Below are 23,512 nucleotides of genomic sequence, written 5' to 3'. Positions count from 1 at the left end.
GCTCATTCTGCCGGAATGCTGTTTGCCGGCCTGGCGTCGCGAATGCGTAGGCCATCGACACCGAAGAGCAGCGCTTTTCGGGCCGGAAAGCCTGCGCTTATCGTTTCCCCGGGGCGCAAAACTCTTTCCGAACGGTCCTCGACGATCACCGATTGGCCCGAGTTGAGCGTGCCATAGATGAAGCGGGTTCCGCCGAGGTTTTCCACGACCTCGACCTTGACGTCGATTGAGCCGCCGCCCTCATCGCGTCCCGTAAAATGCTCCGGCCGGATGCCGACCTTGACTGGCATCTCGCTGCCCGTGCCGACGATGCCGGCCCTGAAAACCGCGCCGCAATCGAGCCTGATTGCCCCGTCCGCACCGGACCTGCCATCGAGGAAATTCATGCGCGGCGAGCCGATGAAGCCGGCGACGAAGAGATTGTCCGGATCGGCGTAGAGCGCATCCGGCGTGCCGGCCTGCTCGATCTTGCCAGCCCGCATGACGACGATCTTGTCAGCGAGCGTCATAGCCTCCGTCTGGTCATGGGTGACATAGATCATCGTCGCGCCGATGCGGCGATGCAGCTTGGCGATCTCGACGCGCATCGAGACCCTGAGTTCCGCATCGAGGTTCGACAGGGGTTCGTCGAACAGGAAAACGGCCGGGTTGCGCACGATCGCACGACCGATTGCGACGCGCTGGCGCTGACCGCCCGAGAGCTGCGCAGGTTTGCGCTTCAACAGCGCTTCGATCTGCAAGGTGGCTGCCGCTGCAGCGACGCTGCGGTCGATGTCGGCCTTGCCCATGCCGGCCATGCGCAGTGAAAAGCCGATATTCTGCTCCACTGTCATATGCGGGTAGAGCGCGTAGTTCTGGAAGACCATAGCCACGCCGCGCTCGATCGGGTCGGCCTCGTTCATGCGCCGCCCATCGATCTTGAGATCGCCGGCGGTGATCTTCTCAAGGCCGGCGATCATGCGCAGAAGCGTTGATTTTCCGCAGCCGGAAGGCCCGACGAAGACCGTGAATGATCCGTCGTCGACGCTCAGGTTCAGGCCCTCGATGGCTTGAAAGCTACCGTAGGATTTGTCGATATCGTGCAATTCTACGCTGGCCAAAGCTTCCTCCCTTTAACCGCCTGGTGGGCAGCGCGCGTCAGGTGATCCGTCGCGTCGAGCCTCGTAGGATGATGTCGCATTCAAGGACGACGCTGCGTGTCGCTCCCCCGGAGGGCTCCGTCAGACGTTCCACGAGAATGTCGGTAATGGTTTCGGCAACGCTTGCGACCGGCTGGGCGACGGCCGTAATGCCGGCTTCGTAGAGGCGGAAGATCGCCACATCGTCGAAGCTCGCAAGCGAAATATCTTCGGGCACATGCCGGCCGTTTTCCTTCAGCCAGCTCAGCGCCCCGATCGCCATGCCGTAATTGGCCGAGAAGATCGCGGTCGGTGGGTTTTCGAGCGACATCAGCCGTTTGGTCGCCTGATAACCGCCGTCCATGCGCCAGTTGCCGCGCACTGCGAGTGTTGGATCGATTGCAATGCCCCGATCGCGCAGCGCCTGCTCATAGCCCTCCAGCCGTTCTATACCCGAGGAATTGCGTGGATCGCCTGTAAGAATGCCGATGCGGCTGTGGCCGAGATCGATGAGGTGGCTGACGATGCGGTGGCTTGCGCGATGGTTCTCTACCATCACCCGGTCTGCCGCCAGCCCGCGGACGTCGTTGTTGTAGAAGATGATCGGAATGTCGTGGTGGATCAGGTCGTCGACGCGATCATAGACTTCCGCAGTGCCGTCCATGACGAGCGCATCGACGCGCTGCGCCGCAAAGAAATCCAGTGCCTCGGCCACCACGCGCGGATCGCCGCCATGGCAGTAGGTCAAGAGCGCCCTTCCGGTCTGACGCACGGAATGAGCAAGATGCTCCAGCATTCGGGCATGGAACTCGTCGAAGGTCGGCACCAGGAAGCCGATCATATGGGTGAGATCGGTGCGGATCGAGGCGGCTGCGGCATTGCGCCGGTAGCCGAGATCCTGGATCGCCCGCTCGATCTGCTCGCGGTTCGAGCGACGGATCGTTTGGCCGTTAAGATAGCGCGACACAGTGCCGACCGCGACGTTCGCCACCTTGGCAACGTCGATGATCGTGGCTCCGCGCTTCCTTCCGGCCGTCTGGTCCGTTTGTTGCATTTCGAGCGGGCTCCTGCATTCATCCATGGGAAATGGCGCCAGGCCAAGCGCCTTTCCGTCGTATAGCCCAGCGCTCCGCCGCCCACCAGTATCGCGGGCGGCAAGAGCAAAGTCCGACGGCTCCCTTACTTCAATCTACATTATGCGCCTTCGAAGACCACGGCGCTGTGGATGCGCAGGCGCGGCACCGTGATGTTGATGGCGCCATCGTCACCCGCATTCCAGGCAAGATCCTCTCCTGTCATCGCGTCAAAAACGCGCTTCGGTTTTGTCGGCAGGCGCACAGTGGCATTGACCGGGCCAATCGCCGGAATGTCCTCGATCATCTCCATGACCCGGGTCGAACCGTCGTCGCCGCGCACATCCTTGCCGCGGATCTGCGGCGGACCGTAGAGCAGATGCAGGATATGGCGGTCATGCTCGATCTGGCGCGTCAGTGTCGCCCGGCCGGAAGACGGCAGGTCGGTGACCATGGCCGGATTGGGGACAAGTCGATCAAGAAGGCCGCGAACCAGATATTTGTAGAGCGGCTGGCCCATCGCCCGGTAGAGCCGGAAGATCGGATAAGCGATGTAGGCCACACCCTCGTGCTCGGTGACTGCTGCGCCCAGCATATCGGCATCCGGGTCGTCGGGCGCATGCTGATGTGAGCAGAAATGCTTGTAGGAGCGGTTGAAATAGGAGGGATATATGCCGGCCAGCACCGTCGCACCGACCGAACGGACGGTTTCGGCATCATCGTAGAAGACAAAGGCCGTTTCCGGCATGGACGGATCGAGATTCTTTCCGGCTTTTACATAGCTCGGCTTGAAAGCGATGGGCGCGGCTCCCCTTTCGATACCGAAGTCGACAGCAAATCGTCCGTTTTCATCAAGACCCGAACGCCAGGAGGCAATGATCCTGCCGCCGCCCGCGAGATAGGATTTGAGCCGTGCGGCGAGCGCGGCATCGACAGGGATTTCATCCGGCAGGATCAGCAGCCGGTATTGCTCGAAACGGCCAGACTTATCGATGACGTCGAAAGGCCGTTTCAGCTCCTGCAGCACCTGGGCGGCGCCATCATCGCTTGGATGGTTGCGTGCGCCCTTCGGGTTCATGTGTTCCGCCGAGAGTATGGCGATTTCGGAAATCTGCTTGGCGCCTTCGAGGAAAGGCTCGAGCTTTTCAACACGACGATAGGCCGGCGCGATCGACGCATAGGTGTCAGGGTTGATCGCTCCGTTCGGATGAAGCTGGTCGCCGACCAGGCATTTGGAGCCGAGCGCGATCATCTGGGCACATTCGTATTCCAGTGCATCCGGATGTTTGAAGCCGCCGAATTCGCCCCAGGACGTATGGAACTTGCCGGTATGGGCGAGAAAGTCCATGCCAAGCGTTGCCGCATAACGGGCGCTTGAGGGAAAGTGGTCGTATCCCCAACCGCCCGTCGGCAGGCTTTCGAGTTCGAGATGCGAATAGGTCGAAAAGCGTTCCGGCCCCTGCTTATGGATGTGGCCGCAATTGTAGAAGACGCGCAGGCCAGGGAACTCCGCAAACAGCGCTTCACTCGTCTCGCGGCGAAACTGCTCGTTGACGGCTTCGTCGTTCTTCAGGCGGTCGGCCGGGTTTTCAGGGTCGAGACCTTCGCACAGCATGCGTTCGACGCAGGCTGGGCAGACGCAATCCGGCGTCAGGATGATATCGAAGAAGAGGCCCTGCGTCGGATAGTTCTGCGCGACCTCGCGTGCCTGTTCGAGGATGTAGTGTCTTAGACCCGCATGATTGAGGCAGAGCGTGTGCCAGGCAGGGCTGAGTTGCTTGCCGGCGGAGGGGTCGGCCGGCCGGTCGTGATGATAGCGGTTCGATGCGCTCATGGCGCGCCATTCAGGATGTTCGCGTGCCGTCAGCTCGTCCCACTGAACAGAGATATAGATCGGGCTTTCGATATCCGCTGCGGCAAGCGCCTTCACCATGTCACCGAGAAGGTCCGGGCGGGCAAGTCGCGGATGCGGCTTGCCGACCTTGGTCGGATAATAGGACCAGCCGTGATGGCACTTGGCGAAGATGGTGATGGAATCGACATGGGCTGCTTTCAGTGTCGAGACGAAGACATCCGGATCGAAATCGGCGCCGATGCCCGGAATATGTTCCGACGTATGGAAATCGAGATGGATCTGGCGGTAGCGCAGCGGCTTGTTCGTGGTCTTGGGCATTGGTCCTATTCCTTTGCGCCGGCGCGGGTTTGCGAGCCGGCGGCGAACTGACGTTGGAAAACGAGGAAGACGAGCAGGGGAACGATGGTGGTGATGATGGCCGCCACCGATCTCAGGTCCCAATTGATCTCGTAGCTGCCGGAGATACGGGCGAGCAGCACAGGAAGGGGAACATCACTGCGCAGAAAGAGCATCGGCAGCAACAGGGCATTCCATGTCCAGAGGAACTGCAGGATGCCGACGGCAAAGATCGGCGACAGACTGTTCGGCAGCACCACATGGCGGAAGGTCGCGAGCGGTCCGCAGCCGTCAATCTTGGCGGCTTCCACCAATTCCCTAGGAAAATCCTCGAAAAAGTTTTTGACGAGGAAGATCGACCAGGCGAATGACAGCCCGACATAGGGGATGAGCACAGAGAGGATGTTGTCGATCAGTCCCATATCGCGCCAGAGCGTGAAGAGCGGAATGATGACGACCTGCTGGGGCAGCACGAATGCATTGATGATGATGATCAGCAGCAATCGGCGGAATGGGAATGTCAGGAAGTGGAAGGCATAGGCCGCCGCCGGCGTCAGCAGCATGGTGAGCGCCGTCGCGAGACCAGCCGTCTTCATCGTCACCCACATGGAGTCTGCGAGCGGATATTTGTCCCAGACGCGGCGCCAGGCATCGAGGGTGAGATCGAAATGATCGAAGCGCCACCAGCCGAGCGATACGCCCTCGGGCGGGCGCAACGAGGTGACGACGATGCCGATGATCGGGATCACCCAGATGAAGGCGACGATGCCGACGACGGCGATAATCCAGCGAGGTGCTTTGCCGGTCATTTCGCACCTGCCGTTCGCTGGATGATAGCGGGGATGGAGACGATCAGGACTGCAAGCAGCAGGATGACGGTAGCGGCCGCACCATAGCCCAGTTTGAACTGCGTCATGGATTCCCGGTACATGAAATAGCCGACAGTTTCCGTCGAGCGCACCGGCCCGCCGCCGGTCAGGATATAGATGATGTCGAAGGCGCGCAGAGCCGACAGGAGATTGATGAAGACGGCGACGCGCACGCCCGGCATCGACAGCGGCATCATGATGTGTCGCATGGTCGAGAGCGGCTTGGCACCATCCATATAGGCGGCTTCAAGCACGGATTTAGGGATCGCCTGGATGGCGGCGAAGATCAGCATCAGCGGCAGTCCGACACCGCTCCAGGAGGCCGCGACGATGAGCGCCCAGAGGGCCGTGTTGGCGTCACCCAACCAGGCGTGCGCGAAGCCCGGAAAGCCCAGGAGCTGGATCAGTGAATTGAGCAGACCGCCGGCATCCGGCCTGTAAATGCCGATCCACATATAGCCGGAAACCGCTTCCGAAATGCCGAAGGCCGCGAAGATCATCACGCGGAAGGGCAGGGTCTGCTGTGGTGCAAAAGCGCACAGCATCGCCAGAACCCAGCCGATCGCCACCGAGATCGCAGTCGTGCCGATGGTGAAGATCAAGGTCGTCAGCAGCGTGTTGCGGAAAGCCGCGTCGGCGAAGAGCCGCGTATAATTTCCGAAGCCGATAAAGGCTGGTTTCTTGAGCCCCTGGATATCCCAGAAGCTCAGCCGGATCGTCTCGACCAGCGGGTAGATCACGGCGATCGCAAACAATACGAGAACCGGCGCAATCAGGATAAGCGCGGCGGGCGTGTTCCTGAGCAGACGCCGATGGCTTCTGATGCCAGCTGCCGGCGGAGAACCCTGCATCACGCCCGCCGCTTCCCGCACCGGGGAAGCGGAGGTGTCAGCCATCAGTAGGAACCCTTGGCCTTTGTCTCTATAGCCGCAAGGACAGTGTCGATATTGGCATCGGACGGATCCTGCAGGAATTTTTGCAACTGCACGCGATACTCGTCGACGAGATCGCCGGGCAGCAGGTCGCCGAGCACGAATTGCAGCTTCGAGCTTGCGACCGCCTGTGTCGCCACCTTCTGCGCTTCACCATAGAGCGAGGCATCGACATTGCTGCTCGGTGAAGCATAGCCGGCTTTGGCAAGGATGTTGGAGGCCTCGGCACTCGTCCAGAAATCGAGGAAGGCGTCCGCCGCCTTCGGATTGGGGCCATTCGTCGTCACCAGTAGCTCCTTGGCGTCGACGCTCGACGTATCGTCATGGCCCATCCCGAGGGACGGGAACTGGAAGAGACCGTAATCCTTGCCTTCGGTGAGCTTGTAATCGTTCTTGGCACGATTGTTCAACCACATGCCGATCAGCAGATAGTTCTTGGCATCGGCCTGGAAGATCTGGTCGGCCTCACCGTCCCAGTCATTGGCAAGCATCGTGTTTGGGGCGCCACAGCAGCCGGTGGTCAGCATCTGCGCATATTTCGTCAGCGCCGTCTTCACAGCGGGATCGGTCCACGGGATCTCATGAGCGCCAAGCTTCGTCGCCGTCTCGACGCCCGCGGTTCTCAGCAGCAGGGTTTCGAACCATTCGGCATGTGCCCAATATTTGCCGGGGATCGCGACCGGAGCCGCGTAGCCTGCCTTTGTAAGCTTCGCGAAGGAGGCGACAAATTCGTCCCAGGTCTTCGGCGGTTCGGCAATACCGGCCTTGGCGAGATGCTCCTTCTTGTACCAGATGCCTGAGCGGTCCCCGAACGTGTAAGTCAGGCCATAGGTCTTATCGCCAATAGATCCGAGATCCTTCCACGATTGGCTGATGAGTTTGTCCCAACCGAAGGATTTCCACTGATCGTCGATCGGCCGGAGCATATCGGCATCGGCAAGTTCCTTGCGGAAGGCCGGCCAAGTGTTGAAGAGCACGTCGACGACTTCGCCGCCCATCAGCGCGGTGCGGATGCCGCCGCGCATGTCACCCTGGCCAGTGATGGCGACCTCGCGGATCGTGACATTGGGATATTTCCCCAGAAAGGCTTTCTGAATCGAATGCATCATCTCGAGTTCGGAGCCGCCGATCCAGTTCAGAACGACGAGTTCGCCGCTGATTGAATCCTGAGCCCGTCCCGCTCCGCTGACGGCCAAGAGCGCAGCGCTTCCTGCGCCGGCAAGAAGGGTGCGGCGACGGATTTCGGGCGCAAATCTACTGCTGCTGGTCATGTCATGTCCTCCCAAACATTGACTGTTGCCGTCATGCATTCAATTTAGTTGAAACGTTATCATCTATTTTGTCTGAAACAAATGTTTTTATCGATAAACAAACGACCCACCGGGTAAATGATTGATATCGCCTCGAAAAATGAACCAGAGCGATGATTGATAGGTGCGTTCCCTGCGCTGAAGAAGGAGCACGTGTCATTTGCGAGTGTGCGGCGATGACGCCGATTTGATACCGGCCAATTACAGTTCCCACAGAGGTGGAAATAGAGCGGTACTGTGTCTTCACTGCATAGGATGCATAGGTTTCTCGCTCGCCTACGTGAGAAATGTCAGCCATATATGACAGCTAATGAATCTGACATTTTCCAGAGGGCATGGGAAAATGCCTAGGCACCTATGCATCCTATGCAGGCCCTGCGATCAGCTGAAGCCTTTACGGCACGAAGCCCTCTGCTAGTAGAGCGCCTCCGGCATGCGGAATCGGAGGAGGCGCTCTATTGTTTTTTTCGCAATTCCGGATGGAAAACCGGCTCCCACTTTTCCTGGAATTGCTTTAACCCTTTCGCTTCGGTGCCTTCGACGGGGCGTTCAACCGGCGCCAAGGCGCATGATCCGTCCTGATCGTGACCGAGGCGGGTGACGGCAGAAGCGGTTCGCGCTTACGCCGTCCGAAGCGGCGTTTGAAGCCGAGGATGTTTTCGATGAAGCTGCGGGCATAGAGGCCGGGGCCGCTGGAATAAATACGCCAGCCGCCGTCGATATCGATTTCGCCTTTCTTGACCTGATCCCAGTTGGTCATCGCCTGATAGCGGTCAAGGAAGGCGGCATCGCTGCTGCTGAAATAGGTGTTGCGCTGGCGCAGCGACGCATGCGGCAGGGCGTCGGTGACGGCGATCGGGTTGACGAGGCCGATCGTTTTCCAGAGCGCCTTCGCATCCTCGGCGATGGCGAGCGTCTCGCAGTAACGCAGATGCGCATGCACATACATGAGGCCGATCTCGCGGCCGAAGAAGGAAGAGGATTCCGCACGCCGGAACAGCGTTTCCGGGCCGCCGGCATAGGTCGCAGGTTTCTCCATCAGGCGGACGCCATCAGGAAAAAGCAGGTGCTTTTCGATCAGCTTCATATGAGCCTGCCGCTGCTCCGGCGTGAAGAGCTTGCCGAGCATCGCCTGCGTCATCGAGATCAGCGAATAGTGCAGGCCCGTGCGCTGGTCATCGGGATGCAGCAGCAGCTCGACGCCGTCGTGGGCGGGATCGAAGATGCCGTAACCGGCGACAACGCCATCGCGGATCAGGTGCTTGTTGAAGTCGCGCCGCATGGCGGTGGCGATCTTGCGCAGTTCGGTGGCGTCGGCGCCTTTGCCGATACGGCGCAGGATGGCGGAATAACGCACGATCTGTTCATAGAGCAGGGAAACCGTCCAGCTGCTCACCATCCAGTCGCGCAAGTGCGGGTCGGCCGGCTGCAAAGAATCGTTCCAGTCGCCCTCGCCATAGCGGATCAGATGCGTGCCGGGAATGAAGCGTTCGCGCACCGTATCGAGGAGCTTGTCGACATGGACGGCGATCGTATCGGATGGTGCTCTGCCCATAGTCTTGTCATCGCGCCAAGCCACCTCTTCATCGAGGATGGCAAGGTCACCGGTCGCCTCGATATAGTCGCAGAGCGCCTTCAGCGGCCAGACGACGATATCACCGTGGCTGTCGCCGGAGCGGATGTTGGAATAGGGTTCCAGCATGAACCATTGCGGCCAGTCACCTTTCTCCAGGTATTGCTCGCTGAAGACAGTCTTCACGACTTCCTTGGCTTCGCGATCATGCTCATAGGCAAGCAGGAATTCGATCGGTCCCTGGCAGGCGTCGCGCGTGCCCCAGGCAGCACCGGTATATTGCTCCAGCCCGTGCGGCACGCTCAGGTGCACGATTGCGTCATGGGCCAGCCAGGGCAGGATCGCGCCATGGGCCACGGCATCGGCTTTGCGTTTGTCGAGCGTCAGGCCGCGGATTGTCTCCCGCCAGAAACGCGAAGCCGGAGCCAGCATCGCTTCTTGCGTCACGCCGCCTGCGTAACGATCTGCCAGGCGTTCAGCCTCCACCTTGTCCGTCATCGATCCGACGATCGTCAAGGACAGCGATTGCGTTTCCTTAGACCGCACCGCAATGAAGGCACCGTTGCGAGCGGCGCCATCCTCATAGAGAAGCTCGTCACCGCCGATCGCGTCAACGGCATCCGGTGTGGAGCTCACAAGCCAATAGCTGGCATCGGAAAAACGCTCACCCCATAGCCAATGCGGGTCCGGGCGAAAGAGAATGCGCTTGGCATCGTCGTCGAATTCGGCGTAGCCGCTCGTGTCATATTCCCGCTCGCCGAGGACGAGGTGGCCGAAGACCAGGAAGCGGGATGGTTTACCCTTGACGGAAATCGCCCATTGCATCGCGGGATCTTCGCCGGAGGCCGCGGCTGTCACGGTGATGGTGCGGTCGGCAAGCCGATAGATCCAGCGGCAGTCGCTGAGGCCCATGTCGAAGACCGAGGGCACGCCGAGAAGCTGCCAGCCGTGGCCGACATCGGCAAGGATGCGCAATCCGCTGGTGCGCGTCAGATTGTAGGGATCGCGGGAGACGGAAAACAGCTTGTGGAAGGATGTATTGCCGATCGTCAGCTGTGCGGCAAAGATACCCTGCATCCAGCAGGTCGAGGCCAGGGTGACATCGTCAAGCAACATGTTCTGGCCGCTGCGCACGATTGCTCCATGGCGGCGTGCGACCTGCAGTTCCTTTTCCCGCAGAACCACATGGCGATTGAGAGCGCCTTCGGGCACAAAGAAGGACAGCAGCTTTCCGTCTACGCGCTCTTCGAGCATGCGATCAGGGTAGAGTCGGGCAAGCGCTTTGTCGTTGAGCGTTTCGACCGCCAGCAGCCGGGCATCCTGCAGGATACTGCGCGGCGGCACTTGCTCGGCCGTCCCGGTTGCCCTCGCTTCGGGAACTTTCAGATGATCAAGGCGGGAAAGATCGGCATTGTCAGATGCCGCCTGATGATCGTTGAGGAACAGGCCGAAGAAGGTCGCGGTCACGCCTTCGGCTGAAGTGGAAAGCGGCTTCGACTGAAGGGCCGGGCAGGCCATTTCATGCTGCCGGCGCTGGCTCGGCAGATCGGTGCCGAAGGGGCCGACGAGAAGATCGTCCTCGCCAGCGGCCGATTTGACCAGTTCGATCGCATCGGTGGAGTAAGCAGCTACACCTTCGAGGCAACCCTGCGCGAGCCACGGATTGCGCCCGCCTCCCTGCTTGAGGTTCTGCCGATTCATCACTACAGGGCCGAAGGCCGGATGCTCGGCAATATGATGGTCGATATATTGTGAGGCATAGGCCTCGCTGTTCATCAGGAAACCGCGGTCGCCGAGGCCGATATCCTGAACCAGCACGAGATCGGCCTGCAGTTTTTCCGTACCGGAATGCGCAAGCGTGACATGCCAGAACCATGTCGTTTCGGAAGGGGCAAGCATCAGGCTCACGTGATAGCGGATGTCTGCGACTTCGCCACTCCAGGAGAAGCCTGCCTCACTATGGCCAAAGCGACCCTGCGCCCGTGGTCCGACGATCTCTGCAACGGCAGGCTTCCTGCCACCGATCCGCAGATAGAGGCGTCCGACGCCGCCTGAGAGCGGCGATCCCTGGATCTGGTTGATCTGTACCGATCCGAGGCTATCGGCATAGTCGATGGAAAACAGCGTGCCGTTCGGCAGCGCTGATATGGAAAGGCCGGAGCCATTGGCGATTGTCAGAAGGCCGAGGTCGTCGCGGCGCGGCAGCTGCAATTTGCGATTCAGTCTCGAGGGCATGTGAGATCTCGTGTCGCCTAAAGGGAATCGGACAATGCCGCAAAATGTTTGAGCAAAACACTACCGAATGTCACGGATTAGATCGTGGCGTGTATGGTGAACTCGTTAGAGCGAAACAAACACTGGTCTAAAGCAAAACTGATTCAACCAAAATAAAGCGAGAAGAGAGTATAAATTATTGATCTTACTGCGAAAATAGCCTTAAATATTTCGCGATGCAGGACGTTAAATGCCGCCGAGGATGGCTCAACCGAGTCCACGGTGCCCTCCCGACGATGCTGGTATTGAAGGCTGCCGCCTTGTCCTGCCTCAAAGAACAAGAAAGTCCTCGCGAAAGGGCGGCTTGTATTCAAGGCATTCAAGACCGGCCCAGCGGAACGCCGAACCGGCCCTGGCTGACTAGATATTTTGGCCGCCGGACACTTCAATGCGTTGTGCCGTGACCCACCCGTTGTCAGGGCCAATCAAGCTGGCGATCATCGGGCCGATATCGTCCGGCAGACCGACGCGGCCAAGGGCGATCATGTTTGCGAACGCCTCGTTATAGGCTGGCGTGTCGCGAACCGCGCCGCCCAGGAAATCTGTCGCAATCGCACCCGGGGCGACCGTATTCGCCGTAATGCCACGGCTTCCAAGCTCTTTCGCCATGTAGAGCGTCAGAGTTTCGACCGCGCCTTTCGCTGCGGAGTAGGCCGAAAACCCCGGATAGGAAACGCGGGTGAGACCGGACGAGAAGTTGACGATACGGCCGCCGTCTACAAGGAGAGGGAGCAGGGTCTGGGTCAGGAAGAAGACGCCCTTAACGTGGACATTGAAGAGATTGTCGAATTGCACTTCCGTGGTCTCCGCGAAACTTGCCATCTCGCCATGACCGGCATTGTTGATGAGGTGATCGAAGCTGGAGCGCGACCAGGTCACAGTCAGGGCGGATCGAACGGCTTCCGCGAAGGCTGGGAATGCCGATGTGGTACCGACGTCGAGCTGCAGCGCCACTGCTTTGTGGCCGAGAGCTTCAATTTCGGCCACGACAGCGTTGGCTTCTTCCGCGCCGTTTCGGTACGTCAAAATTACGTCGCCACCATGCTTGGCGATGCTGACTGCGGTGTTGCGTCCAAGGCCGCGGCTACCGCCGGTTACGAGTGAGATCGTCGTCATAGGTCAACTCCTTTTGCGATGACTGCTGATTGACACAATGCCTCCAGCCTAACCGGAACTGCTGCCTATTTCTCCAAACGAATTGCCTATTTCTCCGAAAGCGAGGAGTTGCATCGTCCCATGCACTTGCGATACGGCCGAAAGGCTTGCTAGTCTGGCGTTGGTGAAGGCCGACCGCCAATTTTGAGTTGCCTTTTTCTCTATTATCGCGGGGGTTTGATGAGCTTGCTGGAGATCGTCCGCCGTCATGCAGATATCAATGTCGATCGATTCGGAGTGGCAGTGACCCCGATCGCCGGTCTCACGGCTATCCGCGCCCTGAGCCCAAGCGAAATCCAGTTTGCGATCAACAGACCTCTGGTTGCGCTGGTTCTCCAGGGTCGAAAGAAAGTGAGCATCGGGCCGGAGACGTTCGATTTCGGCGCAGGCGATAGTCTCTTGATCACCGCCGACGTTCCCACGGTGAGCCAGATCACGATGGCAAGTCGCATTGCTCCCTATTATTCTCTCGTTCTCGAACTCGACCTCGCCATGATCCGCGAAATCGGTACGGAAATTGGTCCGGTGACAGCTTCGACCTCGAAGCCCGTTAACGTAGACCCGACGGAAACTGAGGTCGCGGACATCGCCGCCAGGCTGATGGGCCTGATCGATCGGCCTTCAGCCATGCCGATCCTGGCGAGGCAGCATCTAAGGGAGATGCACTTCTGGCTAATGACCGGCAAGCACGGAGCCTCAATCCGGGCGCTCGGTCAGACAGATGGCCACGCTGAGAGAATTGGTCGTGCCGTTGCCATCATCCGCGAAGGCTTTGCTCGTCCCTTAAGGGTGAATGAGCTTGCCGAGACGGCAGGCATGAGCCTTTCGTCATTTCATCAGCATTTCCGCGCGGTGACCACATTGTCACCACTTCAGTTCCAGAAGCAATTGCGCCTGATCGAAGCGCGAAGGCAGATGATTTCGGAAGGCGTTCCGGCCAGTTCGGCCGCCTATTCCGTCGGCTACGAGAGCGTCACGCAGTTCACGAGGGAATATGCCCGCCAGTTTGGAGCGCCGCCCGTTCGCGATCTCAAGGCGTTACTGGAAAATGGCCTAACCGCCGCGTGAGGTTGACGAAGCAAGGTTCTGTTCGCCGCTCCGGCGCGTCCTTAAGCCCGGGCAACAAACGGCAGATCGGCTTCAGCCATCAGATCGCAAGCGCCAAAAACCTCTCCGACGCCGATCAGTACTGGCCGGTCGAGGCCGATTTCCGCTATGGCCGAAGAAAGACCGTCCAGACTGCCGGCCCAGCGCCGCTCGTCGCTATTGGCGACAGAGCTGACGATCACGACGGGCGTTCTTGTATCGAGGCCAGCATCGATCAGCCTGTTCTGGATTGCTCCTGCTGTCCGTCCACCCATGTAGAAGATCGTCGTTTTTCTTGTGTCCGCGATAGCCTGCCAGTCGATCGTTTCGGGCAGGCTGCCATGGCGCGAATGTCCCGTGACGAACTGCACGCTCTGCGCATGATCGCGGTGGGTGAGGGAAACACCAAGTCGTGATGCCATGGCGCTCGCCGCCGTGATGCCGGGGATGACCTCGACCGGGACATTATGCTGCTTCAGATAGGCAATTTCCTCGCCGGCGCGGCCGAAGATCATGGGGTCGCCGGATTTCAGCCGGGCAACGTTCTTGCCGGCCTTGGCGAAAGTCAGCATCATCTCGTTGATATCTTCCTGGCGGCAGCTCGTTCGCCCGCCGCGTTTGCCGACGAGCAGGCGCTTTGCCTCGCGCCGCGCGAGTTCCAGAACCTCGTCCGACACCAGATCATCGAACAGGATGACGTCGGCGGCCTGCAATGCCCGCACGGCCTTTAGCGTCAGATATTCCGCATCGCCCGGGCCAGCGCCGACAAGCGTCACCCGTCCAACAGGACGCGCCTGAGCCGGCCGTCCCATATCGGCAAGCAGATCGCGAGCGCTTGCTTCCATCGGCTCAGCTCCGAAAGCGCGATCGACAAAACGCTCCCAGAAGGCGCGGCGCTCTGCGCCAGGCTTCAGACGAAGGGCAATCTCCTCGCGCAGTGACTGGGCAATGGCTGCCCAGGATTTCAGGGATGCCGGCAGCAGCGTCTCGATGCGGCGGCGAATGGCCTGGGCGAGAATGGGGGCGGCTCCATCCGTCGAGATCGACACCACGACGGGTGAGCGGTTGACGATGGAGCCGAACTGGAACTGGCAGAAAGCCGGCTTGTCGATGATGTTGACGGGAACGCCGGCTCGCTGAGCCGCTTCAAAAAATGTTCGAGCCTCCGCTTCATCCTCGCAGTCCGCTATGGCAAGCGCCGCACCTGCAAGAATATCTTCACGCCACGCCGTCGGATGGTGGATAAGCGCACCATCCGGATGCGATGAGCCGCGCTCAATGAGGGTGATGCAGGCTTCGCCGAGGTGCTCGGCATGGATATCGACCTTCGCACCGCATGCGGCCAGCAGTTCCGCCTTCCAGGCACAGGCATCCGAGCCGCCGGCAACGATCACCCGTTGTCCGGCAAGCGACCAGAAGACCGGCAGCTTGGCGAGCGGCGCCATGCGGGCAGGCGCCCGGTCGGCAACATCATTCGGCAGCGTCTGCAACACAGGCATTGATGATTCCCCTGATTTCGGCGCGGCACGAACCGCAATTGGTACCGGCCTTGAGTTCGTTGCCGATCGCTTCGACGCTGAGGCAGCCGGAGCGGACGGAGGCGACGATCTGGTTGACGCCGACGCTGAAGCAGGAACAGACCGTCGCACCCGGATCCGGCCTGTCGGCGCCCGGCCGGCCGGCGATGATGGCAAAGCGGCGACGCAGATTGCTGTGATCGGCAGTCAGCTGCGACACCGCCCAGCTGCGCGCGACGGCAACCGGCTCTCTTGCAAGAAAGAGCGCGGCAAGCAGCCTCTCTCCGTCGAAGAAGGCGATGCGACGGTCGCCCGATTGCTGGTCGGCATAACCCAGTGGCTCGATATGGTCGGCAATGCCGAAGCTTTTTCGGCACCAGGCCGCCCAGTCTTCGATGCCGTCACGGAAGGCAAGCTCCAGCCGCCAGCCGCCATCGGCCTTGGCGAGTGCCCAATAATCCGCGTCTGCCACATCAGGCTTTGCCTTGCTGACGGCGAAGCCGTAAGTGGCAGCGCGATAGCGGCTGACGGCAACCGCGACATTCTTCGAGGCAGGCTGCCCCGAAACGGGATCCGTTGCGGGTTTGACGACGGCGCCGATCCGCGCCTCAGCGGAATTCTGGTCGCTCCAGTGCATCGGCACGAAGACGCTGCCGCGTGCCTGCCGGTCGGTTACCAGCGCGCGGATGATCGCCTTGCCATAGCCGCTTTCGATCTGCACGAGGGCGGCGTCAGCCACGCCGAGTTCCATCGCGTCGCGCGGATGGATTTCCGCAAAGGGCTCGGCGATATGGGATGACAGCCGCGCACTCTTTCCTGTCCGTGTCATGGTGTGCCACTGGTCACGGATGCGACCCGTATTCAGCGTGAACGGATAGGCTGAATCTGTTCTGTCGGTTGCCGGTGCTTCTACGGCAACGAAACGCGCCTTGCGATCGGAATGGAAGAAACCGCCCTCAGCGAAGAACCGCGTTTCCCTTTTCTCCGTTCCAAAAGGCTGTGGCCACTGGAACGGCTTCAGCGCATCATAAGCTGGCGCTTGCGTCTCGGCGTAGGCGCCGATATCGAAGTCGCGGCTGCCGTCATTCTCGAAAGCGGAGAGTGCCGCGTGTTCGGCGAAAATATCGGCCGGAGACGTGTAGTCGAAGGCGGAAAAGCCCATCCGGCGGCCGACTTCTGCCATCTGCCACCAGTCGGCACGTGCCTGTCCCGGAGAAACGAGAAAGGGGCGTTGCCTCGATATGCGGCGTTCCGAATTGGTAGCCGTTCCGTCCTTCTCGCCCCAACCGAGGGAGGGCAGCAGCACATGCGCATGCCGCGTCGTATCGGTCTCGCGCAGCATGTCGGAGACGACCACGAAGGGGCAGGCGGCAATCGCCGCCTCGACGCGCCGTGCATCCGGCAGGGAGACGACCGGATTGGTCGCCATGATCCAGAGCGCCTTGACGCGACCCTCCTCGACGGCCCGAAACAGATCGACAGCCTTCAGGCCGGGTTTGGCGGCAATAGCAGGCGCATTCCAAAAACGCTGCACACGGTCACGATCATCAGTGTTTTCCATCGCCATATGGGCAGCCAGCATATTGGCCAGGCCACCGACCTCGCGGCCGCCCATGGCATTCGGCTGTCCCGTCAGCGAGAACGGCCCCATGCCGGGCCGGCCGATACGCCCCGTCGCGAGATGGCAATTGATGATGGCATTAACCTTGTCGGTGCCGGAAGCGGACTGGTTGACGCCCTGGCTGTAGCAGGTGACGACCTTTTCAGTCATCTCGAACAGGCGGAAGAATTCCCTCACCTGCATGGCCGGCAGGCCGGTACGCTCAAGCAAGTCGTCTACCGATAGTGCGGCGGCAGCGGCAAAGGCCTCTCCAAACCCTTTCGTATGGGCACCGATATAGTTCTGGTCGATGGCAGAACTTGCCGCGAGATGGGCAAGCAGTCCCATGAAGAGCGCGACGTCTCCATCCGGACGGATGGCCAGATGCAGGTCGGCGATGTCGCAGGTCATCGTCCGGCGCGGATCGATGACGATGATCTTCAGGCCCGGCCGGGCAGCCTTGGCGGCTGCCAGCCGCTGGTAGATGACGGGATGGCACCAGGCGAGGTTGGACCCGGTCAGTATGACGAGATCGGCAAGTTCCAGATCCTCATAGAGGCCGGGCACCGTATCCGAGCCGAAAGCGCGGCGATGGCCGGCGACCGAGGAGGACATGCAGAGGCGGGAATTGGTGTCGATATTGGCGGAGCCGATGAAGCCCTTCATCAGCTTGTTGGCGACGTAATAGTCTTCTGTCAGAAGCTGACCCGAGACGTAGAAGGCGACGGAATCGGGGCCATGTTCGGCAATGGTCTCGGAAAACCTGCTGGCGACAAGATCGAGCGCCTCATCCCAGCTTGCCTGTCTGCCCTTGATTTCAGGATGGAGCAGGCGACCATCGAGATCGATCGTTTCGGCAAGCGCCGAACCCTTGGAGCAGAGCCGGCCGAAATTGGCCGGATGTTCAGGGTCGCCCTTCACCGTTACGGTGCCGGTCTCATCCACCTTGGCGATCACGCCGCAGCCGACACCGCAGTAGGGACAGGTGGTCTTGACTTCCGCTCCCATCATTCCGCCGCCATGACAAGGCTTTCGAGCGCGACATAGAGCGTGCCGCCCTCGTTCCTGAGCGGAACGGTGCGCACCGCACCGTCGTCTGCACCGAGCGCCTTACCGGTCTCCAGCGAGATCACCCAGTTGTGCAGGGGGCAGGTGACGGCATTGCCGTGCACGATGCCTTCCGAAAGCGGGCCGCCCTTATGTGGGCAGCGGTTTTCGATCGCATAGACCTCGTTCTCGCTCGTGCGGAAGACGGCGATATTCATATGCGGGGTCTTTACGCAGCGGGAGCCGCGCAGAGGAATATCGGAGATCTCGCCGATAGGATGCCAGTTCATGGTTGATCTCCTCACTCTGCCGCCTGACTGAAGCCGATGGTCGCCATCGGCCGGAATTCGTGCTTGTCCTTGCCGGAGACGCGCTCCGACCAGGGATCGACCTGCGCGAATTTCTGGGAAAAGACGAAGCGCTCGTAATAGGCCTTGCGCTTGTCGTGATCCTCCATGATCTGCCGGCGGATCTCATCAAGGCCGATGCGCTTGGCCCATTTGTAGATGCGTTCGAGATAACGGGCCTGTTCGCGGTACATCTGCGTCAGCGCCACGATATGTTCGAGCGCTTCGTCCTCGGTCTTGACAAGGCCGAGCACCTCCGTGCCCTTGATGTCGAGGCCTGCAGCACCGGCGAAATGGATCTCGAAGCCGGAATCCACGCAGATGACGCCGATATCCTTGCAAGTGGCCTCCGCACAGTTCCGCGGACATCCGGAGACTGCCATCTTCAATTTGGCCGGTGTCCAGGAGCCCCACATGAACTTTTCGATGCGGATGCCGAGGCCGGTGGAATCCTGCGTCCCGAAGCGGCACCAGTCGGAGCCGACGCAGGTCTTTACCGTGCGCAGGCCCTTGGCATAGGCTTGGCCGGAGATAAAGCCTGCTTTGCCGAGATCGGCCCAGACCGCCGGCAGGTCTTCCTTTTCGACGCCGAGCAGGTCGATGCGCTGGCCGCCGGTCACTTTGACCATCGGGATCGCGAACTTGTCGACGACATCGGCGATGGCGCGCAGTTCGCCCGAACTAGTCACTCCTCCCCACATGCGTGGCACGACGGAATAGGTGCCATCCTTCTGGATGTTGGCGTGAACGCGTTCGTTGATGAAGCGCGACTGGTAATCGTCGGCATACTCATCCGGCCAGTCGCAGACGAGGTAATAGTTGAGCGCGGGGCGACATTTGGCACAGCCACAGGAAGTCTTCCATTCGAGCTCCTGCATGACGGCCGGGATGCTCTTCAGCCCCTTCGCCTTGATCAGCCGGCGGACATCGTCATGGCCGAGTTCGGTGCAGGTGCACATCGGCTGAACGGCAGCCGGATTGTAGCCGTCGCCGAGCGTCAGTGCCATGAGTTGCTCGACAAGCCCGGTACAGGAGCCGCACGAGGCGGATGCCTTGGTGTGGGCGCGCACGTCGTCGAGCGACGTCAGCCCCTTGGCCGTGATCGTCGAGGTGATCTTACCCTTGCATACGCCGTTGCAGCCACAGATCTCCGCGTCATCCGGCAAGGCTGCAACGGCCGCCATAGGGTCCAGCGGCGACCCTCCCTGATAGGCCTGTCCGAAGATCAGCGTCTCGCGCATCTCGGAAATATCGGTCGCTTTCTTCTTCAGGTCATTGAACCACGCGCCATCGGCAGTCTCGCCGTAAAGTACCGTGCCGATGATCTTGTTATCCTTCAGCACCAGACGCTTGTAGACGCCAGCTGAAGCATCGCGCAGCACGATTTCCTCGCGGTCGTCGCCGTCGGCGAAATCGCCGAGCGAATAAAGTTCGATGCCGGTAACCTTGAGCTTGGTCGGCGTATCGGCGTGAACGAAGGCAGGCGAGCGATCGCCTGAGAGATGCGCGGCGGCGACGCGGGCCATTTCATAGAGGGGTGCAACCAGGCCGTAGACCATGCCGCCCACCTCGGCGCATTCGCCAAGTGCGAAAATATCGCCGTCCGAGGTCTGCATGCCGGCATCCACGACGATGCCGCGATTGACCGCAAGTCCGGCTTCTTTCGCGAGGCCGACACTGGGGCGAATGCCGACGGCCATAACGACGAGAGTTGCCGGGATAATGCGGCCATCATCGAGTTCGATGCCTTCGACCTTGCCATTGCCGACGATCGCCTTGGTATTGGCCTTGCAGATGACCTTGATGCCGCGTTCCTCGACCGCTTTCTGCAGCAGATAGCCGGCAGCAGGATCGAGTTGGCGCTCCATCAACGTCGGCATGACGTGCAGCACGGTGACGTCCATGCCGCGCTGGGCAAGACCGGCCGCCGCTTCGAGGCCAAGCAGGCCGCCGCCGATGACGACGGCTTTTTCACGCGACTGAGCAGCAAGCAGCATGGCCTGCACGTCGTCGAGGTCGCGATAGGTGATGACGCCGGGCAGGTCCTTGCCCGGGACCGGGATGATGAAAGGCACGGAACCGGTAGCGATTACCAGCTTGTCGTAATTTTCGACGACGCCGTGGTCGGACGTGACGGTCTTGGCGTCACGGTCGATGTTGATGATCCTGTGGCCTTTGTAGAGCGTGATGCCGTGCTTGATGTACCAGCCGTCACCGTGAATGATGATCTGCTCGTAGTCTTTTTCTCCCGAGAGAACCGGCGACAGCATGATTCGGTCGTAATTGACGCGCGGCTCGGCGTTGAAGATCGTGACGTCATAGCGTCCGGGCGCCCGTTCGAGGAGGTGCTCCAGCATGCGCCCAGGCGCCATGCCATTGCCGATGATGACGAGTTTTTCGGTCATGTTTTACTAGTCCCTGGATCAGGTTGCAGCCACGGGCGCGGAGTGCCCTTGGCGCGACAGTTGTTTTACGGAGAGGTGCATCCAGATCAGCGAGATCGCGACGATCGCGAAGAGCAGCAGGAAGCAGCTCGACCAAAGGCCGGTCATGTCCTTGAGGAGGCCGAAGGCGATCGGCAGGATGAAGCCGCCGAGACCGCCCATCATCCCGACAATGCCACCGACTGCGCCGACGCTTTCCGGGTAATAGGCCGGAATGTGCTTGTAGACGGCAGCCTTGCCGAGGCTCATGAAGAAGCCGAGCACGAATATGACGACGATAAAGATGACTGGGGTGATGGCGGTTGCTGGCAGCGACAGGATAAGGGTGGCGACTGCCGATACGGCAAACATTGCGTACATCACGCTGCGCGCGCCCTTCTTGTCCGAGAGCATGCCGCCGAAGGCGCGGAAGATGCTGCCGGGGATGGAATAGGCGGCGGCGATCATGCCAGCAGTTTCCAGGTTGAAGCTGTAGACGCCGACCAGATAGCGCGGCAGCCACAAGGACAAGGCGACGAAGCCTCCGAAGGCGAAGAAATAGTAGAGTGAGAAGCGCCAGACCTGAATATTCTGCAGCGGCGCGAATTCCTGGGCGAGGCTCTTGGAGGCGACACCGCGTTCACGGCGAAGACGGAAAGCCGGATCATCGGTCGTGGTGAACCAGAAGACGATTGCCATCAGCGCCAGGCCGACGGCCCAGATCTCGGCGACCGCCTGCCAGCCCCATGCGAGGAGCACGAAGGGGGCCGCGAACTTGGTCACGGCCGCGCCGACATTGCCCGCGCCGAAGATGCCGAGCGCCGTTCCCTGCTTCTCTGCCGGGAAGAAAGGCGAGACGTAGGCGACACCGACCGCGAAGGAGCCGCCGGCAAGCCCGACACCGAGGCCGGCGATCAGCATCTGTGTATAGGTGTGAGCGTAGGAGAGCAGAAAAGTCGCCAATGCGGCGGCAAGCATCGTGAGCGTATAAACAAGACGGCCGCCGTACCGTCCCGTCCAGATTCCAAGGACGATGCGCACGAGCGAGCCGGTGAGCACGGGGGTGCCGACCAGCAATCCGAACTCGGCTTCATTCAGCCCGAGTTCCTGCTTGATGCGAATGCCGATGATCGCAAAGATCGTCCAGACGGCAAAACAGAGAGTGAAGGCGACCGTGGAGATCCACAGTGCTTTGGCTGGTTCGCCGGCGGACATGGGCTGCGCTTTCTCGATGACAGACATGGCTTCTCCGTGGCCCGACTTAGGTCGTGCCGATCCATCGCTGGGGGTTAAAACAAAAAGCCGCTGGTCAGGACACGCATGCACGAGCTGCGCGAGATATCCTGATCAGCGGCTTTGCTGGTGGCGCCCGTCGTTGGACGCCGAATTCATGGCCTGGTGGCCCATCTGCCTCAAACAATCGGTAGCAGATTGCTCAAGAGTAATTCTGTGTCTCTGATGAGCGCCTATGGCGCCCAAATCCTGCTCCGGTCGCCCTTGACCAGTACAGTTTTATCCTTGCAAGCATCGTGCCAGTCTGTTGCCGTTGCTGCAGATCGTTGAAATAAAAGGGAAATTCTTCGGCTTGCGCTGCTGCTGATTTTCAAAGCACGAAATCGCTGTGCAAAACTTTTGTGCGATTGCTCAGTCGCCGGTCGAAAATGCTGCAAGTGATTTATGCAATGCAGCGACCGATTCAGGCTTCATCAGCAAGCGGAACGAAGGGCAGGGCGCTCTTTACCGCAAATCCCGCAATGTAGTCAGGCAGTTTCGACGGATCGAAAACATGGCCGTCCATGAAGCGGTCGTTTTCGTCGGCGCCCTCGATACGAACGTCGGCATCGCTAGGTGCGCTGCCCTCGCCAAGGGCCGTGCGGTAAAGGTCCGGGCGGTAGGCGGAAGCGGCCGCGCGTGCGGGGTTGAGTCCGAGTTCGGTCTGACCCCACCGGATCATCTGGCTATAGATCCACAGCGCCTGACTCGTGCGCGGATAATTGGCAAAGCCCGAATGGAACATGAAGTAATTGTCGATGATGCGCCGGTTACCTTTTGCATCGAGGCTGAATTCGCCGGCCAGCACGTGGCGGATGATGTGAACCGGTGCTGCGATATAGCGGGGATCCGCGAGGGCCTCGGCAAGCGCATCGTGGTTTTCCGGGCGGTCGCACCAGCGTGCCGCAGCATCGAGGGCGACGATCAGTCGGGAGACCGTTTCCGGATGGCTGTCCGCCCATTCCGGGCGCATGCCGATCACCTTTTCCGGCGCAGATGGCCAGATATCCTGTTTGGCGGCGACGATACGGCCGACGCCACGCTCTGAAGCCACCATATTCCAGGGTGCGCCGACACAGAAGCCATCGATCGCGCCGGCGGCCAGCGCGTCGGAGGTCAGCGGCGGCGGCACGACGACGAGTTTGACGTCCTTGTCCGGATCGATGCCGCCGGCGGCGAGCCAGTAGCGGAATTCATAATTATGCGAGGAAAAGGGATAGGTGACGCCGAAGGTTGGCAGCGGCTCGCCGCTTGCCTTCATTGCCGCCAGCACCGTTGCCAGTGCCTCGGCGTTTTCAAGGGCGCTGGCGTTTTCCGACAGGTGCGCTGCATCCTTCATCCTGTCGAACAGACGGGTCGAGAGCGTGATTGCGTTGCCGCCGCGTCCGAGAGAGAAGGGAGTAATCGTCGGTGACGGATTGGAGCCGAGGCCGAGCATGGAGGCAACGGGCATCGGCGAGAGCATGTGGGCGATATCGAACTGCCGGAAAGCGAGGCGGTCGCGGATGTTTGCCCAGGAGACGTCCTTGACGAGATCGAGCGTCAAGCCCTCCCGCTTGGCAAAGCCGAATTCCGCTGCGGTGATGAGCACGGAAGCGTCGATGAGCGGAATGAAGCCGGCCCGCAGAGTTCTGGAACCTTCGCCGTTGGCATGTGCGGGTGCCGGCAGACCGGCATCGGGATTGAAGCTTTTCGTCATCATGTTCACTCCGGCTTCCTCCGGAC

15 protein-coding genes are annotated in these 23,512 nt (G+C 60.5%); 1 reads left to right on the top strand and 14 read right to left on the bottom strand.

Annotated features, from left to right (window positions below; all coding sequences use genetic code 11):
* Positions 1-2: 2 nt before the first annotated feature.
* The 8 genes from ugpC to FHT78_RS10990 form a co-directional block, all read right to left on the bottom strand.
* Entirely contained in the window at positions 3-1,100 is a 1,098-nt protein-coding gene (gene ugpC / locus FHT78_RS11025; protein ID WP_183743373.1) for a sn-glycerol-3-phosphate ABC transporter ATP-binding protein UgpC, read from the bottom strand.
* Positions 1,101-1,137: 37 nt separating this feature from the next.
* The gene (locus FHT78_RS11020) at positions 1,138-2,172 is read right to left on the bottom strand and encodes a LacI family DNA-binding transcriptional regulator (protein WP_183743371.1); all 1,035 of its coding nucleotides are present in this window, start codon (positions 2,170-2,172) and stop codon (positions 1,138-1,140) included.
* A 140-nt stretch (positions 2,173-2,312) separates the two neighbouring features.
* On the bottom strand, positions 2,313-4,364 hold the full coding sequence (locus tag FHT78_RS11015; protein ID WP_183743369.1) for a beta-galactosidase trimerization domain-containing protein: 2,052 nt from the start codon (positions 4,362-4,364) through the stop codon (positions 2,313-2,315).
* A gap of 5 nt (positions 4,365-4,369) precedes the next feature.
* Positions 4,370-5,191 (bottom strand): carbohydrate ABC transporter permease, encoded by an 822-nt coding sequence (locus FHT78_RS11010; RefSeq protein ID WP_183743367.1) that lies wholly within the window; start codon positions 5,189-5,191, stop codon positions 4,370-4,372.
* Complete coding sequence (locus FHT78_RS11005) at positions 5,188-6,147, bottom strand: sugar ABC transporter permease (RefSeq protein ID WP_183743365.1); 960 nt, start codon at positions 6,145-6,147, stop codon at positions 5,188-5,190. The genes FHT78_RS11010 and FHT78_RS11005 overlap by 4 nt, the downstream gene beginning before the upstream one ends.
* Positions 6,147-7,454 carry an extracellular solute-binding protein gene (locus FHT78_RS11000; protein WP_183743363.1) on the bottom strand — a complete coding sequence of 436 codons (1,308 nt, stop codon included), beginning with the start codon at positions 7,452-7,454 and terminating at the stop codon, positions 6,147-6,149. The genes FHT78_RS11005 and FHT78_RS11000 overlap by 1 nt, the downstream gene beginning before the upstream one ends.
* A gap of 553 nt (positions 7,455-8,007) precedes the next feature.
* Positions 8,008-11,301: a cellobiose phosphorylase gene (locus tag FHT78_RS10995; RefSeq protein ID WP_183743361.1), complete on the bottom strand. Its 3,294-nt coding sequence runs from the start codon at positions 11,299-11,301 to the stop codon at positions 8,008-8,010.
* Positions 11,302-11,700: 399 nt separating this feature from the next.
* Complete coding sequence (locus tag FHT78_RS10990) at positions 11,701-12,456, bottom strand: SDR family oxidoreductase (RefSeq protein ID WP_183743359.1); 756 nt, start codon at positions 12,454-12,456, stop codon at positions 11,701-11,703.
* Positions 12,457-12,672: 216 nt separating this feature from the next.
* Here FHT78_RS10990 and FHT78_RS10985 point away from each other — a divergent pair, with 216 nt between their 5' ends.
* Positions 12,673-13,563, top strand: coding sequence for an AraC family transcriptional regulator (locus FHT78_RS10985; RefSeq protein ID WP_210278631.1), 891 nt, complete (start codon positions 12,673-12,675; stop codon positions 13,561-13,563).
* 41 nt (positions 13,564-13,604) lie between these two features.
* On the opposite strand, the gene cysG is transcribed toward FHT78_RS10985, so the two are convergent.
* The 6 genes from cysG to FHT78_RS10955 form a co-directional block, all read right to left on the bottom strand.
* Positions 13,605-15,080 carry a siroheme synthase CysG gene (gene cysG / locus FHT78_RS10980; protein ID WP_183743355.1) on the bottom strand — a complete coding sequence of 492 codons (1,476 nt, stop codon included), beginning with the start codon at positions 15,078-15,080 and terminating at the stop codon, positions 13,605-13,607.
* A complete protein-coding gene (locus tag FHT78_RS10975) occupies positions 15,052-17,706 on the bottom strand; it encodes a nitrate reductase (RefSeq protein ID WP_183743523.1) in 2,655 nt (884 codons plus the stop codon). Before FHT78_RS10975 ends, cysG begins: the two co-directional genes overlap by 29 nt.
* Positions 17,706-18,035 (bottom strand): nitrite reductase small subunit NirD, encoded by a 330-nt coding sequence (nirD, locus tag FHT78_RS10970; RefSeq protein ID WP_183743353.1) that lies wholly within the window; start codon positions 18,033-18,035, stop codon positions 17,706-17,708. The genes FHT78_RS10975 and nirD overlap by 1 nt, the downstream gene beginning before the upstream one ends.
* An 11-nt stretch (positions 18,036-18,046) precedes the next feature.
* Positions 18,047-20,497, bottom strand: coding sequence for a nitrite reductase large subunit NirB (gene nirB / locus FHT78_RS10965; protein WP_183743351.1), 2,451 nt, complete (start codon positions 20,495-20,497; stop codon positions 18,047-18,049).
* An 18-nt stretch (positions 20,498-20,515) separates the two neighbouring features.
* Complete coding sequence (locus tag FHT78_RS10960) at positions 20,516-21,757, bottom strand: nitrate/nitrite transporter (RefSeq protein ID WP_183743350.1); 1,242 nt, start codon at positions 21,755-21,757, stop codon at positions 20,516-20,518.
* A gap of 454 nt (positions 21,758-22,211) precedes the next feature.
* Complete coding sequence (locus FHT78_RS10955) at positions 22,212-23,495, bottom strand: CmpA/NrtA family ABC transporter substrate-binding protein (protein ID WP_183743348.1); 1,284 nt, start codon at positions 23,493-23,495, stop codon at positions 22,212-22,214.
* Positions 23,496-23,512 lie beyond the last annotated feature (17 nt).

Source organism: Rhizobium sp. BK196, assembly GCF_014193255.1.
In the GTDB taxonomy this organism is placed as follows: Bacteria; Pseudomonadota; Alphaproteobacteria; order Rhizobiales; family Rhizobiaceae; genus Rhizobium.
The sequence above is the reverse complement of the archived record's forward strand: the minus strand, read 5'-3'. Positions and strand labels throughout refer to the sequence as shown.

What these genes read in the sequence shown, in the direction of transcription:
- FHT78_RS11000 (WP_183743363.1), bottom strand. Translation starts at nt 7,454, where the DNA reads ATGACCAGCAGCAGTAGATTTGCGCCCGAAATCCGTCGCCGCACCCTT.
- nirB (WP_183743351.1), bottom strand. Translation starts at nt 20,497, where the DNA reads ATGACCGAAAAACTCGTCATCATCGGCAATGGCATGGCGCCTGGGCGC.
- FHT78_RS11010 (WP_183743367.1), bottom strand. Translation starts at nt 5,191, where the DNA reads ATGACCGGCAAAGCACCTCGCTGGATTATCGCCGTCGTCGGCATCGTC.
- FHT78_RS10995 (WP_183743361.1), bottom strand. Translation starts at nt 11,301, where the DNA reads ATGCCCTCGAGACTGAATCGCAAATTGCAGCTGCCGCGCCGCGACGAC.
- nirD (WP_183743353.1), bottom strand. Translation starts at nt 18,035, where the DNA reads ATGAACTGGCATCCTATCGGCGAGATCTCCGATATTCCTCTGCGCGGC.
- FHT78_RS11005 (WP_183743365.1), bottom strand. Translation starts at nt 6,147, where the DNA reads ATGGCTGACACCTCCGCTTCCCCGGTGCGGGAAGCGGCGGGCGTGATG.
- FHT78_RS10960 (WP_183743350.1), bottom strand. Translation starts at nt 21,757, where the DNA reads ATGTCTGTCATCGAGAAAGCGCAGCCCATGTCCGCCGGCGAACCAGCC.
- FHT78_RS10990 (WP_183743359.1), bottom strand. Translation starts at nt 12,456, where the DNA reads ATGACGACGATCTCACTCGTAACCGGCGGTAGCCGCGGCCTTGGACGC.
- FHT78_RS11015 (WP_183743369.1), bottom strand. Translation starts at nt 4,364, where the DNA reads ATGCCCAAGACCACGAACAAGCCGCTGCGCTACCGCCAGATCCATCTC.
- FHT78_RS11020 (WP_183743371.1), bottom strand. Translation starts at nt 2,172, where the DNA reads ATGCAACAAACGGACCAGACGGCCGGAAGGAAGCGCGGAGCCACGATC.
- FHT78_RS10975 (WP_183743523.1), bottom strand. Translation starts at nt 17,706, where the DNA reads ATGGGAGCGGAAGTCAAGACCACCTGTCCCTACTGCGGTGTCGGCTGC.
- cysG (WP_183743355.1), bottom strand. Translation starts at nt 15,080, where the DNA reads ATGCCTGTGTTGCAGACGCTGCCGAATGATGTTGCCGACCGGGCGCCT.